Annotated in this window: 14 protein-coding genes and 1 pseudogene; 12 read left to right on the forward strand and 3 right to left on the reverse strand. The window is 53.1% G+C overall.

Going from position 1 to position 13,896, the window contains the following annotated elements:
- The first annotated feature begins 56 nt into the window (after window positions 1-56).
- The 12 genes from HG15A2_RS13285 to HG15A2_RS13340 all read left to right on the forward strand — a co-directional run bounded on the left by HG15A2_RS13285 (window position 57) and on the right by HG15A2_RS13340 (window position 12,680).
- Complete coding sequence (locus HG15A2_RS13285) at window positions 57-377, forward strand: hypothetical protein (RefSeq protein WP_145060695.1); 321 nt, start codon at window positions 57-59, stop codon at window positions 375-377.
- 457 nt (window positions 378-834) lie between these two features.
- The gene (locus HG15A2_RS13290) at window positions 835-1,014 is read left to right on the forward strand and encodes a hypothetical protein (RefSeq protein WP_145060696.1); all 180 of its coding nucleotides are present in this window, start codon (window positions 835-837) and stop codon (window positions 1,012-1,014) included.
- A gap of 107 nt (window positions 1,015-1,121) precedes the next feature.
- A complete protein-coding gene (locus tag HG15A2_RS13295) occupies window positions 1,122-1,691 on the forward strand; it encodes a type 1 glutamine amidotransferase domain-containing protein (protein WP_145060697.1) in 570 nt (189 codons plus the stop codon).
- 8 nt (window positions 1,692-1,699) lie between these two features.
- The gene (locus tag HG15A2_RS13300; RefSeq protein ID WP_145060698.1) at window positions 1,700-2,173 is read left to right on the forward strand and encodes an MgtC/SapB family protein; all 474 of its coding nucleotides are present in this window, start codon (window positions 1,700-1,702) and stop codon (window positions 2,171-2,173) included.
- Between the two features lie 284 nt (window positions 2,174-2,457).
- Entirely contained in the window at window positions 2,458-2,646 is a 189-nt protein-coding gene (locus HG15A2_RS13305) for a YqaE/Pmp3 family membrane protein (RefSeq protein ID WP_145060699.1), read from the forward strand.
- A 56-nt stretch (window positions 2,647-2,702) separates the two neighbouring features.
- Window positions 2,703-4,115 (forward strand): MBL fold metallo-hydrolase, encoded by a 1,413-nt coding sequence (locus HG15A2_RS13310; RefSeq protein WP_145060700.1) that lies wholly within the window; start codon window positions 2,703-2,705, stop codon window positions 4,113-4,115.
- Window positions 4,112-4,672: a YeeE/YedE thiosulfate transporter family protein gene (locus HG15A2_RS13315; protein ID WP_145060701.1), complete on the forward strand. Its 561-nt coding sequence runs from the start codon at window positions 4,112-4,114 to the stop codon at window positions 4,670-4,672. Before HG15A2_RS13310 ends, HG15A2_RS13315 begins: the two co-directional genes overlap by 4 nt.
- 28 nt (window positions 4,673-4,700) lie before the next feature.
- Window positions 4,701-5,303, forward strand: a complete 603-nt coding sequence (locus HG15A2_RS13320; RefSeq protein ID WP_246117730.1) for a YeeE/YedE family protein — start codon at window positions 4,701-4,703, stop codon at window positions 5,301-5,303.
- A gap of 11 nt (window positions 5,304-5,314) precedes the next feature.
- The gene (locus HG15A2_RS13325) at window positions 5,315-5,755 is read left to right on the forward strand and encodes a DUF4112 domain-containing protein (RefSeq protein WP_218931947.1); all 441 of its coding nucleotides are present in this window, start codon (window positions 5,315-5,317) and stop codon (window positions 5,753-5,755) included.
- Window positions 5,743-11,901, forward strand: coding sequence for a PAS domain S-box protein (locus tag HG15A2_RS13330; protein ID WP_145060703.1), 6,159 nt, complete (start codon window positions 5,743-5,745; stop codon window positions 11,899-11,901). The genes HG15A2_RS13325 and HG15A2_RS13330 overlap by 13 nt, the downstream gene beginning before the upstream one ends.
- 291 nt (window positions 11,902-12,192) lie before the next feature.
- Window positions 12,193-12,444, forward strand: a complete 252-nt coding sequence (locus tag HG15A2_RS13335; RefSeq protein ID WP_145060704.1) for a hypothetical protein — start codon at window positions 12,193-12,195, stop codon at window positions 12,442-12,444.
- Complete coding sequence (locus tag HG15A2_RS13340) at window positions 12,441-12,680, forward strand: hypothetical protein (RefSeq protein WP_145060705.1); 240 nt, start codon at window positions 12,441-12,443, stop codon at window positions 12,678-12,680. Before HG15A2_RS13335 ends, HG15A2_RS13340 begins: the two co-directional genes overlap by 4 nt.
- Window positions 12,681-12,737: 57 nt before the next feature.
- Here the strand turns inward: HG15A2_RS13340 and HG15A2_RS13345 are convergent, their stop codons facing one another.
- The 3 genes and pseudogenes from HG15A2_RS13345 to HG15A2_RS24830 all read right to left on the reverse strand — a co-directional run bounded on the left by HG15A2_RS13345 (window position 12,738) and on the right by HG15A2_RS24830 (window position 13,793).
- Window positions 12,738-13,055: a transposase domain-containing protein gene (locus HG15A2_RS13345; protein ID WP_145060706.1), complete on the reverse strand. Its 318-nt coding sequence runs from the start codon at window positions 13,053-13,055 to the stop codon at window positions 12,738-12,740.
- Window positions 12,986-13,165, reverse strand: a pseudogene (locus HG15A2_RS25150) (IS66 family transposase); the annotation flags it as partial. The gene HG15A2_RS13345 and the pseudogene HG15A2_RS25150, both read right to left, overlap by 70 nt.
- A gap of 160 nt (window positions 13,166-13,325) precedes the next feature.
- Complete coding sequence (locus tag HG15A2_RS24830) at window positions 13,326-13,793, reverse strand: IS66 family transposase (RefSeq protein WP_145060707.1); 468 nt, start codon at window positions 13,791-13,793, stop codon at window positions 13,326-13,328.
- Window positions 13,794-13,896 lie beyond the last annotated feature (103 nt).

Consider the following 13,896-nt stretch of genomic DNA (forward strand, 5'->3'; position numbering starts at 1 on the left):
CTGCGGTAGTTGCTCAAGTGGACTCCGAAGGCGACTTCACTTTCGCGATAATCCGAATGCCTTTGAGCGAATTGAAGGGGCGTTCTTTTCGACAGAGCGGAGATATTTGTGTGACGGTCAAGCTGGGACGCGCGTTTTGTTTGCCAGAAACCACGTGTCACGAGGGCGTATCGCACGGATTGTTGGATGCGTTAGATTCCATCTCGCCGCTTGTCGTTACGGGCTTGCCTGCCGATGTTCACGGTCCCGAACGAATCCGCACCGTTGATGTCGTGCCAATCTGTCTGCAATCGCTGCGTCTAGCTTCAGATGGCATGCCCGGGAAAAGCCACGTTTCCGAGGGCGCCTATCATCGAGCCTTCATTGTCGCTCGTTAGTCTCCATGCGAAATCTATAAACTGATCGCACAACTTCCAGATTGGTTTATGAGTGACCACTGAAGACGGCTTCGGGGCCGCTCGCGTTCAATATGACTCCTATTCTGGGTGAAGTTATACTCCAAAACGGCACACGGCTTGCACGTGACCTCTCTCAGTCTCGACGAAAGATCCGTCGTTTTGATAGAGAACTAACAAGCCAATCGCAGGAGGATGTGAAAATGCCAACGTCGACCAAGCCCCTACAAGGCGAGACTTACCGCTGCAAGGAATGTGGAATGGAACTGAAAGTAACCGTTGATTGCAACTGCAAGGAAGGTTGCCCGGAAATTTCTTGCTGTGGTGTGCCGCTGGAAAAAGTCTAACGGAAAATATCGACTGCGTAGGGCCAAGTTCGGAACGGTTATTACTTGTGGCCGCTACACCGCCAATATTACCCAGCAGGCGAGAATCTTCGATGACACCTAGCCAAGACAATAAACTAAGCGTGGAGGCGTTAACGAACGATCCAGGACCGGGCTTGGTTGATCCGCGCAGTCCTGAGATTCCTAAACCGCCTGCCTCCAACTTGCCCAGCCCCGAAGATGTTCCCGCTCCCTCACCGAAAGATGCCCCGGGCCCCATCGCCACTAGATGACCCTGCGCCAGAACCCCAGGACGTGCCACCAGCAGAGCCAAAGCCACTCTAGCCTCAGCAGAGGTTTGCTAGATTCAAATTCTGGAAACTAGAAAGGAAACAATACCGTGTCCAGCAAACAAACCTTAAAAGGGAAGACGATCGCCATCCTCGCAACCGACGGTGTCGAACAGATTGAGCTGACTGATCCTCAGGAAGCCCTCGAAAAAGCGGGAGCGGAGGTTCACTTGATTTCTCTTGAAATGGGCGAAATCCAAGGTATGCGCCACGATTCAATCGGCGACAAACTTACCGTAAACAAGCCTATTCACAACGCCAGGGCTGAGAACTACGACGGACTCGTGCTACCGGGAGGGGTTGCCAATCCGGACACAATGCGTACCAACGCTGCATGCGTCGATTTTGTGCGGGATTTTTTCAAGCAGGGCAAGCCCGTTGCCGCAATTTGCCACGGCCCGTGGATGTTAGTCGAAGCGGACGTTGTACAGGACCGAAAGGTCACTTCTTGGCCAAGTCTAAGAACGGACCTCAAAAACGCCGGAGCCAATTGGGTTGACGAAGCCTGCGTCTGCGACGGAGGCCTCGTCACCAGCCGCAACCCTGACGACCTGGAAATCTTCTGCAAAAAAGCAGTCGAGGAATTTGCGGAAGGGATTCACGCAGCCCAGACTGCTTAATTAATCTCATGTCTGATATTGACTTTACTGCTATCTCAATGCGAATCGTATGCGCCGCTGCTTGCGGCGGGGTACTGGGATGGGAACGTGAAGCGAGAGACAAATCGGCAGGACTACGCACAAACATGCTAGTCGCAATTGGAGCCGCGACAGCAACAATTGCGGCGTTGGATCTCTACGCCTCGCTACCAGGTGAAGCCCCAGGTGGAATATCCTCGGATCCAATTCGTATCATATCAGGGGTTATTGGCGGGTTAGGGTTCCTTGGAGCCGGAGCCATCATGCAATCGCGCGGTCGCGTCGAAGGGATGACCACTGCCGCCACCATTTGGGTCGTAGGCGGAATCGGAGTTGCCTGCGGACTAGGGAATTATGCTTTGGCTTTGCCGGTGGTGATTATCGCGTTAGTCGTATTGTTCGCTATCGGGAAATTCGCGCATAGTCAACTCGCTCCCGAAAGTTTGCAGAAAGACGATACATAATAGAATGCTACGGATGACGTCGAAGTTCTGCGAGACTGAATCACCAAAGTCCTAGCTATTGTGCCGTCGTGGTGCTGTAAGACCTTGTTCTGGCCTAGTGCGGAGATCACACACCCCTTTTCAATGTAGGTTCTCCATCGACCCGATTGATCGCTTGAAGACCAGCCTGCCGATCTTAGCGCTATTGTGATGCAACACGACAGTCTCCTTCCTTAAGGCACAGCAATTGCACTCTTCCATGGCAAAGTCAGCCATCGACAATCTTCAAAAGGAGCCAACCGACCATGAGTCAGCTTGCCCAAACTCAGCACAAACGTGACGTGTTTCGTATCCTGCTTGCAATTTTTCTTCCGCCACTCGGAGTGTTCTTGCAAGTTGGGTTAGGGCTGCACTTTTGGCTGAACCTGTTGCTCACTCTGCTTGGCTATGTACCGGGGATCATTCACGCCGTCTGGATAATTCTCAAACGCTAATTCATGATTCAGGACATTGAGCGAATACGGAGAAACTGCAATTAGGGAGGACCTCCATGTTTATTCTTGAGACTATCCTTACGGACGGGATCGCACAGCTATCCTATCTAGTAGGGGACGCTGATGCCGGGATTGCCGCCGTAATTGACCCGCGAACTGATGTCGACATTTACGCGCAACTCGCGAGAAAGCATGGCCTGTCGGTTTCGCATATTTTTGAGACACACATCCACGCAGATTTCGTTTCGGGCAGCCGGTCATTGACCGACCGGTTAGGAACGGCTGAGCTCTGGGTTAGTGGTGAGCAAGCGGCCTATCGGTTTGATGCTAAGCAAGTTCGGAATGGCCAGGAATTCGACTTTGGTTCCTTTCAGATCACAGCACGACACACACCGGGTCATACTCCCGAACACATGTCCTACGAAATCTGCGAATCCAAACACTCAGAGATGCCATGGGCAATCTTCACCGGTGACTCGCTCTTTGTTGGATCAGCGGGGCGCCCCGACTTGCTTGGCGACGAACAGGCAAACGCGCTCAGTGGGGAGCTTTACAATACGCTCTACGACTACTTTCTGAAACTCGACGACTTCGTCACTATTCTTCCTGGGCATGGCGCGGGCTCGGCCTGTGGAGCAGACATTGGCGATCGCCTCTACAGCACGATAGGATACGAAAGGAGGACTAATCCTTTTCTGAAATATCCTGACAAGGAGTCATTTCGTGATTTTGTCATTGGGGATGCACCGCCTGTTCCTTGGCACTATCCAGAGCTCAAGAAAGTCAATGCCACAGGTCCTGAGATTATGGATAGGATGCCAACGATCGCCGCGTTGCCGCCCAAGGATTTCCGTAGCGTGTCGCGTGAGCCTGGGGTGACGATTATCGATACGCGCTCGATGCTTGCCTTCGGCGGGGGACATATTCCCGGAGCTATTAATATCGGCGATCGCCCAGAATTGTCCGCGTGGGTCGGGCAACTTTTCGATCTCGATCAACGAATGCTGCTTATTGTAGATAGTGACGAAGATGTTCGGCGGATCCAGCGTTTGATTGTCCGTACCGGCCATGCGAACTTTGCAGGCTATCTCGCCGGGGGGATGAAAGCCTGGGAAGTCAGTGGACTGCCGCTGGAAACGATCGAGCAAGTTACCGTTGAGCAACTGCGTGAAATGTCGTTCCATGAGCGTGATCTGACAATTCTTGACGTTCGTTCACCAGGAGAATGGGAAGCAGGGCATATTCCAGGCGCAAAACATTGCTGCATCGCTAAGATGCGCGATCGAATCAGTGGGTTAGACAAAGCTACCCGCTATGCAACGTATTGCGCCAGCGGATATCGCGCAAGCATTGCGTCGAGTCTTATGAAAGCACGCGGCTTCCATGACGTAGCGAATGTGCCCGGCAGCTGGAGTGCTTGGACAGCCTCAGGGTACGACGTAGACAAACCAGAAGGAGTGGAGGCATGAACTTCAATGACCACTATTCTGTGTTGTTGGCTGTGGTCGATCCACTTCAGTATGCCGGTCCGGCCTGGTCACCTTATCTTGTTGGCGCTCTCATTGGAGTGCTTTCCATGTTCACGTTTTACTTTTCCAACAAGCCCCTGGGCGCATCAACAGCCTATGCACGCCTAGCGGGAATGTTGGGCAAGCTCGTTGCGCCGTCGCACACGAAATCATTGAAGTACTTCCATGACAATCCACCGAAAATCGGCTGGGAAGTAATGCTTGTGGGTGGAGTCGTTATCGGGGCACTGATCGCTGCTTGGAGCGGCGGGGAAATAACCGGGCGCTTATTACCAGCCATGTGGCAGGAACGGTTCGGGGCGCATAGTAACCTCTTGCGCGCGATTGTGGCTTTTGTTGGCGGCGGGTTTATGGCTTTCGGAGCCCGAATGGCAGGGGGGTGCACAAGCGGACATGGTATTAGCGGAACACTTCAACTTGCAGTCGGCTCGTGGATTGCTGTGATCTGTATCTTTATTGGCGGGACTATTGTCGCGATGCTGATGTTTGCGGTTTAGCCTGAACTACCTTGCCATGGAATTCACAATGTCAATCACAATTGAAGAATCAACCAGCACCAGCAGACACGAGAAATCAGTTCAAGTTACCACCGTAGCGTCGCGCTCCTTGCTGCTAGGGCTAGTCTTCGGAGCCGCATTTGGCTTTCTACTGCAGAAGGGTGGCGTGGCAAAGTATCACGTCCTAATTGGGCAGCTGCTGCTCGCGGACTTCACAGTGGTTAAAGTCATGCTGTCTGCTGTTGTTGTCGGGATGCTGGGGATCCATCTCCTTCATCATTTTGAACTCGTCGAATTGCATATTAAACCAACGCGAATCGCTTCGAACATATTTGGGGGACTCCTCTTTGGTGCCGGTTTCGCCCTCTCAGCGTACTGTCCCGGCACGGGCGCTGCGGCGTTAGGACAGGGCAACCTAGACTCGCTGGCGATGATCGGCGGCATGATTGCCGGGTCCTTTGTCTTCGCCGAAGCTTCGGGGTGGATCAGTCATAGAGTGGATTCGATCGGCGACAAAGGAAAGCTCACACTCCATGATGTGCTTCCACTTAGTCGCACACTTGTCGTCCTAGGAAGCGCGGCCTTGTTGTCCTTGGTCCTGATAGTGCTAGAACTAACAACAGTTAGGTGACCCGGTGTCGCATGAGCAGTGCAACTATCGAACAAATGCCGGCAGAATCTCCGCTCGCACTCACTGCGAGCGACCACCGAGCGCGTCTCAAGCGGATTCAACGTGTCGCACACGCAATGGACTCCGTTTTCCGAATTCCCGGATCGCAACGACACATCGGAATCGACAGCTTGGTCGGACTCGTTCCGGGTGTGGGAGATATCGCAACGGCTGCGGCCTCTGCCTACCTGGTCTGGGAAGCAAAGAAGCTGGGTGTCCCCAAACGAACGATGCTGCGGATGGTTTGGAATATCGCCGTCGACTCTGCGATTGGCGTCGTTCCCCTGTTGGGCGATCTCTTCGACATGGCCTACAAAGCAAACTTGCACAATGCAGCTCTAATTCAGAAGCACGTGAGCGGCAGCGATCAAGCCCCCGATGACTCGCAGGCCCATATTGAATGCTTGCCGTAGCGGCATTCATTGGCGACAATAGCCGGTCTAAGCTGCGCCGTGATCGGCGAGATGATGCGTCACTCTCTTATGCTTTGGAATCCGAGATGCCCGATAACGAGGGGAGAATCGACAATGGGAAACTCGCCACTCCGCGAGCGATCGTCGCAATCGGTTCTGCGACGGGAGGGCTGGAATCGCTTGAACTCTTCTTGGAAAAGTTGCCCGTCGATCTTGGCGTCGCGCTAGTGATTGTCCAGCATCTGAATACAGACGGCAGCGATGTCATTTGTGAAGTCGTAAGTCGTATCTCGCCATTGCCAGTGGTAGCGCTTGGCGAATCACCTACGGTTGTGGAAGCCAACCATGCCTATGTTTCGCCGCAGCGATGCGAAGTTGAGCTACGCCAGGGCAGGTTGATCGCCACCGAAATCGAAGACGATAGCCGTCGAGCGGAAGTCATCGACACGCTCTTTCGTTCTCTAGCCGGTGGTTCAGATCTGCCCTTAGTGGGCGTGGTTCTCTCGGGTGATGGCACAGACGGCAGCCAAGGACTCGATACCATCCAGAAAGTGGGGGGACTGACGATCTCCCAAGATGCCGAATCAGCAGCACAGCAGGAGATGCCCCAGAATGCCTCGCAATTTTCTGACCACATTCTGTCGCCGCAGAAAATTCCAACCCGACTAAAGGAATTCTTAGGTAATTGCAGTGGTGCGACAAAACCGTCCTCGGCTCAAGACCTACCTTCAATTGCGTCGCGCGACTATGCCTCTAGCGACAAGGTTTCCAGTGACTCCCAAGGGCCGAGTCAAGAATCCCGGCCGTCGAGCGGCCTATCCAAGACACAGTTGCGCGAGGCCAATGTCGCACTTCAATCCTCAAAAGATGAGATTGAGGCCGGCATGGAGGCACTTTCTCGTGCGTATAGGGACGTCGATCAGCTACTCGATGGCATGCAGATTGCGTCGATTTTCCTCGACAATCGAGGAAACATTAATCGCTTCACGCCGTCTGCGGCTCAAATCTATGACTTACAAGATGACGACGTTGGTCGACCCTTAAGCGTGATTGCTCATCGTGTGGTCGAAATGCCACCATTGCCTAACTCGTCGGAAATCGCAACATCGGAAATACCGATCGAACACGAATTGCTCACCAACGATAATCATTGGTTCGTTCGTCGTACCATCCTCTACCGGCAGGACGATCAATTCGAAGGGCTTATTCTCACGTTTGTTGATGTCACTGAGCAGAAACGTGATGCCTTGAGGCTAGCAGTCGCACACGATGTCATTCAGATTCTCGCAGCTGCGGACTCGTTCGATAGAGTCTCGCCACAGATACTTGAGGCCGTGCGTAGTAATCTCAACGCCGACCTCTGCTCGCTGTGGTTGCTCGATTCTCGAGACAACAAGCTTTATTGCGACGAAACGGTGATCTCTCCCACTAAGTCGCATCTGCAACAGTTCGTGGAAGCAGGTAGTCAACTGCGTTTGGGCCGCGGTGAGGGTCTGGCTGGTACGGTGTGGCAAAGTGAGGAGCCCCAGTGGATTGAGAATGTGACGGACGACACCCAGTTTGTCCGAAGGCAGCTCGCGATTGACTCTGGATTAATTGGCGGTGCGGCAATGCCAATCAATACAGGCATGCGTTTTTATGGTGCCATCGAAATCTATGCTGATCACATACTGCGGCACGAGCAGTCGCTGCTCGACATGCTGCAAGGCGTGGGGCACGAGATCGGACAGTTCATTCGCCGCAAACGACTCGATGAGAAACTTCTCGACGAACAAACTCGCAAAACCGCAGTCCTCGAATCGGCCTTAGACTGCATCGTCACAATGGATATCCGGGGAAACATTATCGATTTCAATCCGGCTGCCGAGCGAGCGTTCGCCATTCCATCCAAGACAGCGATTGGACAGCCGCTTGCAGACTTGATTATCCCTGAAAAGTTCCGCGATGCCCACCGCAAGGGATTGAAGCGATTTTTGGAAACTGGCGAGTCCGAATTTCTCGGTAAGCGAATTGAGCTTACCGCACAACGCGCCGATGGCACGGAGTTTCCCATTGAGTTGGCTATCAACGCTTCCCAAAGACGCAACGGGACGCCCTTCTTCACCGCCTACCTACGCGACATCACCGAACGCAGGCAATGGGAGCAAGAGATATCCAATCGCGAACGTCGTCTCAACTTGGCATTTGATGCTGGACACATAGGATCGTGGGAATGGGACGTTGTTGAGGATCGTATTACTTGGTCGCACCAATTGTACAAACTATTTGGATACACGAATGAGCAGTTCAATCATACCCGGGAGGGATTTCTCGATATCATCCATCCGGACGATAGAGAGCGAGTGCGAGAGAGACTCGAGGCGCTGTTCACGGAAGCGTGCCATGAGTACGAGATGGAGTTCAGAATCATGCGAGGCGATAACCAAGATATTATCTGGACGTATGGACGTGGCGCTATACTGCGTGATGAACAACACCGACCTCTATCGATCACCGCTGTCGCTAGCGACATCACCAGCCGCAAGAAACTTGAGTTGCAACTTACTGACCGAGAGGCCCATCTTCGCCGTGTAATCGACAACATGATTGGTTTTGTCGGCGTACTGGATGAGACAGGAAGATTGCTAGAAGCTAATGAAACCGCGCTCCAGTCGGGGGGAGTCTCGCGCGATGAAGTCATCGGCAAAAAGTTTTGGGACTGCTATTGGTGGAACTACGATCCCGTAGTTGCGGCTCTACTCAAAGAAGCTATTCAGCATGCTGCGGCAGGTGAAATTATTCGCTACGACGCAACGGTGCGAATGGCTAATGACTCGCGCCTGATCATCGACTTTATGCTAGTTCCGGTGACGAACGAAGACGGCAAGGTGACCCACTTAATTCCCTCGGGGGTAGACATCCAGGACCGTAAGGAAGCAGAAAGCAACTTAGCAGACGCGAAGGAGCGGTTGGACTTGGCCATGCAAGTCAGCCAGGTCGCAGCCTGGAGTTGGCATATGGAAACCAACGAAGTCGTTGCAGATGATAACCTAAAGCGGCTCTTCGGATTCAATATAGATGACAATCCAAAATTGAGCACCTTCCTGTCACGCATTGACGAAGGAGATCGAGCGCGAGTTGCGGAATCTATCGAACGCTCTGTGCAGGACGGCGAGTATTTCAAAGAAGAATATCAAATCAACAAACCCTCAGGCGAACGCCGCTGGATGCGTGCCCGGGGTTCCGCCAGACAAGGCAGGGATGGCTCTGTGGATGACTTCTACGGAGTGATCGCCGATATCACCGATCAAAAGCATTTCGAACTTGAGTTGGCGGACCGCGAGGCGCACCTCCGCCGCGTAATCAATCATCAACTCGGATTAGTCGGCGTGATAGGCAAAGATGGTCTGCTGCTGGAGGTCGATGATCGGTCTTTGGCAATCGCGCGCTTGGACCGCGAAGACGCGGTCGGCAAGCACTTTGCGGATTTGCCCTGGTGGAACTACGACGACGCGGTCTCGCAGCGCATCCGCGACGCCATGGACCGTGCATTGGCTGGCGAAATCGTACGCTTCGATGTTCCACTCTTTTCGGCGGGTGCAGCAGGATTGATGATCGACTTTATGATTGCTCCGGTATACGGAAGTGATGGCCAGGTCGAGTATCTGATCCCATCAGGAGTCGACATTTCGGAGCGGAAATCGTTAGAACAACGACTGTCGATGGCACTCCAGTCAGGCGGAATGGCAGCGTGGGAATGGACACCCGAACAGAGTGTATGGAGCGAAGCACTTTATGATTTACTAGGACTCCCCTCCAGTACGACGGCTGACCCCGAAACTTTTTTCGAGCAAGTCCACGAGCAAGATATTGAGGGCCTGCAATTGGCATGGGATAAAGCGACAAGAGGGGAACAACCTTATGCTCACGAGTTTCGAATTCGGCGGCCAGACGGCGAAATACGGTGGGTCGCTGGTGCCGGAGAGTTCGAGCGCGACGCTACTGGCGAGGTCAACCGCATCTACGGTTTGAATTGGGATATCACCGTTAGAAAACTAGAGGAGCAACGCCTCAAGCGAATCGCTGAACATGAGCACTTCCTCGTGGAAGCAAATAAAATGCTAGCGGCGAGTCTGGATTATCAACAGACGCTTGCCAATCTAACTAATCTATGCGTTCCTGTCCTCGCCGATTGGGCATTCATCGACTTATTGGGTGAGGATGGCAATACCCATCGTGTACATGTTGCCCATGCTGAACCCACAGACAGTGATCTTGCAGCGGAAGTTGCCAAGTTTCCCGCCAAGCCGAGTACCCCGGACCAGCCATCTGCTCGCGGCTTGTTCGAGGTCAAAGCCATGCTGATCCCAGATTTTACGGATGAGATTTTGGTCAAAGCAGCACAAAATAAAGAGCATGAAACTGTTATCCGCGCTGTTGGCCCAAGATCACTTATCGTGGTTCCACTAATCGCACGGAAGAGTTCCTTGGGGGCACTTACACTCATCACATCGCAATCAGGACGCAACTACGACAAGTACGATCTCAAGGTTGCCAAGGAATTAGCCCGACACGCTGCGATGGCAGTCGAGAATGCACGACTCTACCAAGCAGGACAACAAGCGAACATTGCTAAGAGTGACTTTCTGGCCAATATGAGTCACGAAATTCGTACACCAATGACTGCAGTACTCGGATATACTGATCTGCTTATCGGACAGGAATCAAATCCTGAGAAGTCTGAGCATCTGCTTACGATCAAACGCAACGGGCAGTATTTGCTCGACATTATCAACGATATCCTCGATCTCTCCAAAATCGAGGCTGGCAAACTTGAGATCACTCCAGAGCGTTTCCCCCTGCACCGACTCGTTGCCGACGTACAGTCCAGTATGTACGTCCGTGCGAGAGAAAAGCAGTTGGATTTTCGTGTCCAGTACGATGGACGAATACCCAAAGTGATCGAAAGCGACCCGAAACGCCTTCGGCAGATTTTGGTGAACTTGGTTGGCAACGCATTGAAGTTCACTGAGGAAGGGAGTGTCCGGCTGATCGTGCGCTTTCTTGACTCAGAATCTACCCCACGCGTTCAAATTGATGTTGTCGACACAGGAATAGGCATCACCAAAGAACAGCGGACACGCCTTTTTCAGGACTTTTCTCAGGCAGATTCGTCAGTAAGCCGCAAATTTGGCGGAACGGGATTAGGTCTAGCTATTAGCCAGCGACTAGCGCGGTTATTGGACGGTGAGATCACTGTGGACAGTGTACCGGGCCAAGGAAGTACTTTTTCATGCGTCATCTCTGCCGGTGATGTAAGTGATGTGCAATTAATCAAACCCGCTCTTGATACTCAGGAGCAGCCAAGCGTATCACGACCAACCGAGCATCGACTCAATTGCCGCGTGTTAGTCGTCGACGACCGCCGCGACGTTCGCTTCTTGACGATGCGAATTCTAAGCTCCGCAGGGGTCGAAGTTTCTCTAGCTGAAGACGGTATCGAAGCCTTGCAGATGGTGAAAGAACTCGCGGCAAGAGGTGAGACTTGGGATCTCATCCTGCTCGATATGCAAATGCCCAGACTTGATGGCTATCAGACTGCAGCACGACTCCGTGAAATGCAATTCACGCAACCAATCATTGCCCTCACCGCTGATGCAATGCACGGCGACATGAACCACTGTCTACGGAGCGGCTGCAACGCGTACTTGAGCAAGCCAATCGATGCACAGAAACTCATTGAAATGGTGGCAGAGTACACAGGGCAAACAGAACACGGCTCGAATAACTCCCGAGTTCAACACAATTCAGTTAGCGTCTTGATCGTCGAGGACTCAATCGACGCATGTACGGCACTGCAAAGGCTCTTGGAAATAGAGGGTTTCAAGGCGCACACCGCCTTCGACGGAAAATCCGCCATTGAAGCTGCTCAGACCATCGAACCTGCCGTAGTGCTGTTGGACATCGGCCTGCCCGACATGAGTGGGTACGACGTACTGAAGCAGATGAAAGCGTTGCCCGCACTATGCGGTACGAAGTTTATTGCCCTTACCGGTGATAGCCATGCTGAAGACTCGGCAAAATGGCAAGAAGCTGGATTCCATCATCACCTTGCCAAGCCGACCGATTTACTTCTTTTGGTGTCGTTGCTGAATAGTGAAGTATGAAGTTAAATTTCGTTGCTCGCACGTTCCAACTTCGTAATTTCCACGTCAGGGGATACGACTGCTCAACTTGAAAGCAGTATTATGTTGTATTAGGAGCGAGATGGAACTTTGCCACGTTTTACGTAGTAGACCTTGGCATGCTTCCAATAGGCTGTGCACAGCTCGGCGACGGTGAAATTCTGGTCCGTCTCGGTTGAGAGGAACCTGCCGCAGGCACGATTACGAGCGAAGGCGGCAAGCTGGTTGCTTTTCGCCAGCAGCAAGGGCAGTATTACTACCGCGTGATCTCGGGTGATAGCACTGTGGCTGGCTGACGGCCACACCACCGAGAAGTTCGGCTTTGCACTTGAAGCACTCTCGTCGCCACCAGGCAACAATGCAGATTTTATTCAGCGTGTGTTAGTGCCCGCCGAAGGTCAACTGCAACGTTCGCGTGCCCTGCCGGTGCCACGATGGGGGCGTGTACGCGGAGGTGGTGAGCAGTTCCATCTGCTCGAACAGATACCTACCAAGAATTTCGGCCCAAGGCTGCCGCTGCCATGAAATACAAAGATGTAGATCCGATCTTTTACGCTTGGACTGAACGTCACGGGCTGCAAGTCTATACAGACTGCAAGGATGAAGAAGTGCGCATGATTCGTTTACATGGCGAAGGCAAAGAGTTCGCAGACATCGGTGTTGGGTTCGCCATCTTCGACGAAGGTGGCCGTTCGCACATAGTTGACGATGACCGAGTGTGGGTGGACGTTGGAATTGCGAGGCGTCCCTCGCGGAATTAGCCAATTTGACCAACTTGAGGCCAGAATAGAGAATTTAGATGTTGTTCTGGAGCAGGCCTACGACAAGGCCATGTCTTGGCTAGGTGGTTCCTCCTGATCTTCCCGCTTCCACACGTCCGGCAGGAACTGCTCAAGCTCATCGCGTGGAGTGGCACCGATCTTGGCCAATACGCTTGTGAGGTAGCGCTGCGGGTCAACCTTGTGCCGTTCACAACTGGCGATGAGCGACCAGAACCGCGCGTGATTCTCGGCTGCCGCGCCGTTACCAGCGAATAACCAATTTTTCCTGCCTATCGCCACCCGCTTCAGCGCTCGCTGGCGTTGTTGTCGATATTGCGGTATCCCTGCGTCGGGTAAGTGGTGAGCGCCTGCCACTGGTTCTGCGCGTAGGTGATCGCTTTGGCCATTGGGCTACGGGGCAAGACTAATTCCCGCTCGGTGTCGGGCCATGTCTTGATGCGTTCGAGAATCGGGAAGCTACGCCCTTGGCGTAGTGCAACCTGCCCAAAATGATCAACTTCTTTAGCTTGACGTTCGAGGAATAAAGCTCGACGACGAGCGCAAGCATCTGCGTGGCCCGCTCTTCGTCAGCGTCTTGCGCATCTTAGAACTTCCGCCGCGCATGCGATCAGCAGGCGAATTCCTTCACATTCTGCGAATAAAAATGCCGTCGTAACCACCGTAGGCGTCAGTTTGCAGGCAGCCTTCGTATCCTGTGAGGTACTTAGCCGGGCCATCACGGCATCGACTGGGTGTATAGTCGTACACGGTGTATGGGTTGGCATCGTCGCCCAAGTAGCACCAGATGCGGCCTTTGCGTAGCCCAGCCACCATCATCAGAGCTTGCGGAACACTAGCAGGAATCAATTCCTCTTCAGCCGCCCAGCGAAACATTCTACGGATCAACTGCACATGCTTATTGATCGTTTTGCGGACCAAGTCTGCATCCAGCATCGACTGCCGTACCGACTTCAACGCTAAAGGGCCAAACTCAACAGCCCGGGACCGACAGTAGAGTTGATTCACCTGTCGAGCAACTTTTAGGACTTTCTGAAATTCGCGGGTTGGCTTGCCGTTCTTGCAGTAGTAGCCGCGGGCAAATTTCGCATACACCGGGACTTCTACGACAGTAATCTCCTGCCGGTGAGCGGTTCGGGGCAGGCCGCAATTTTGAGACCTTTCGGCTACCAGTCGTCGGTACTGCTCTTTGCTGCCT

It is taken from the genome of Adhaeretor mobilis (assembly GCF_007741515.1).
GTDB lineage: Bacteria > Planctomycetota > Planctomycetia > Pirellulales > Lacipirellulaceae > Adhaeretor > Adhaeretor mobilis.

Bases quoted from the DNA above. Each gene is read 5' to 3' on its own strand.
- HG15A2_RS13330 (WP_145060703.1), top strand. From the start codon at position 5,743: ATGCTTGCCGTAGCGGCATTCATTGGCGACAATAGCCGGTCTAAGCTG.
- HG15A2_RS13315 (WP_145060701.1), top strand. From the start codon at position 4,112: ATGAACTTCAATGACCACTATTCTGTGTTGTTGGCTGTGGTCGATCCA.
- HG15A2_RS13340 (WP_145060705.1), top strand. From the start codon at position 12,441: ATGAAATACAAAGATGTAGATCCGATCTTTTACGCTTGGACTGAACGT.
- HG15A2_RS13320 (WP_246117730.1), top strand. From the start codon at position 4,701: ATGTCAATCACAATTGAAGAATCAACCAGCACCAGCAGACACGAGAAA.
- HG15A2_RS13305 (WP_145060699.1), top strand. From the start codon at position 2,458: ATGAGTCAGCTTGCCCAAACTCAGCACAAACGTGACGTGTTTCGTATC.
- HG15A2_RS13310 (WP_145060700.1), top strand. From the start codon at position 2,703: ATGTTTATTCTTGAGACTATCCTTACGGACGGGATCGCACAGCTATCC.
- HG15A2_RS13325 (WP_218931947.1), top strand. From the start codon at position 5,315: ATGAGCAGTGCAACTATCGAACAAATGCCGGCAGAATCTCCGCTCGCA.
- HG15A2_RS13285 (WP_145060695.1), top strand. From the start codon at position 57: ATGCCTTTGAGCGAATTGAAGGGGCGTTCTTTTCGACAGAGCGGAGAT.
- HG15A2_RS13300 (WP_145060698.1), top strand. From the start codon at position 1,700: ATGTCTGATATTGACTTTACTGCTATCTCAATGCGAATCGTATGCGCC.
- HG15A2_RS13290 (WP_145060696.1), top strand. From the start codon at position 835: ATGACACCTAGCCAAGACAATAAACTAAGCGTGGAGGCGTTAACGAAC.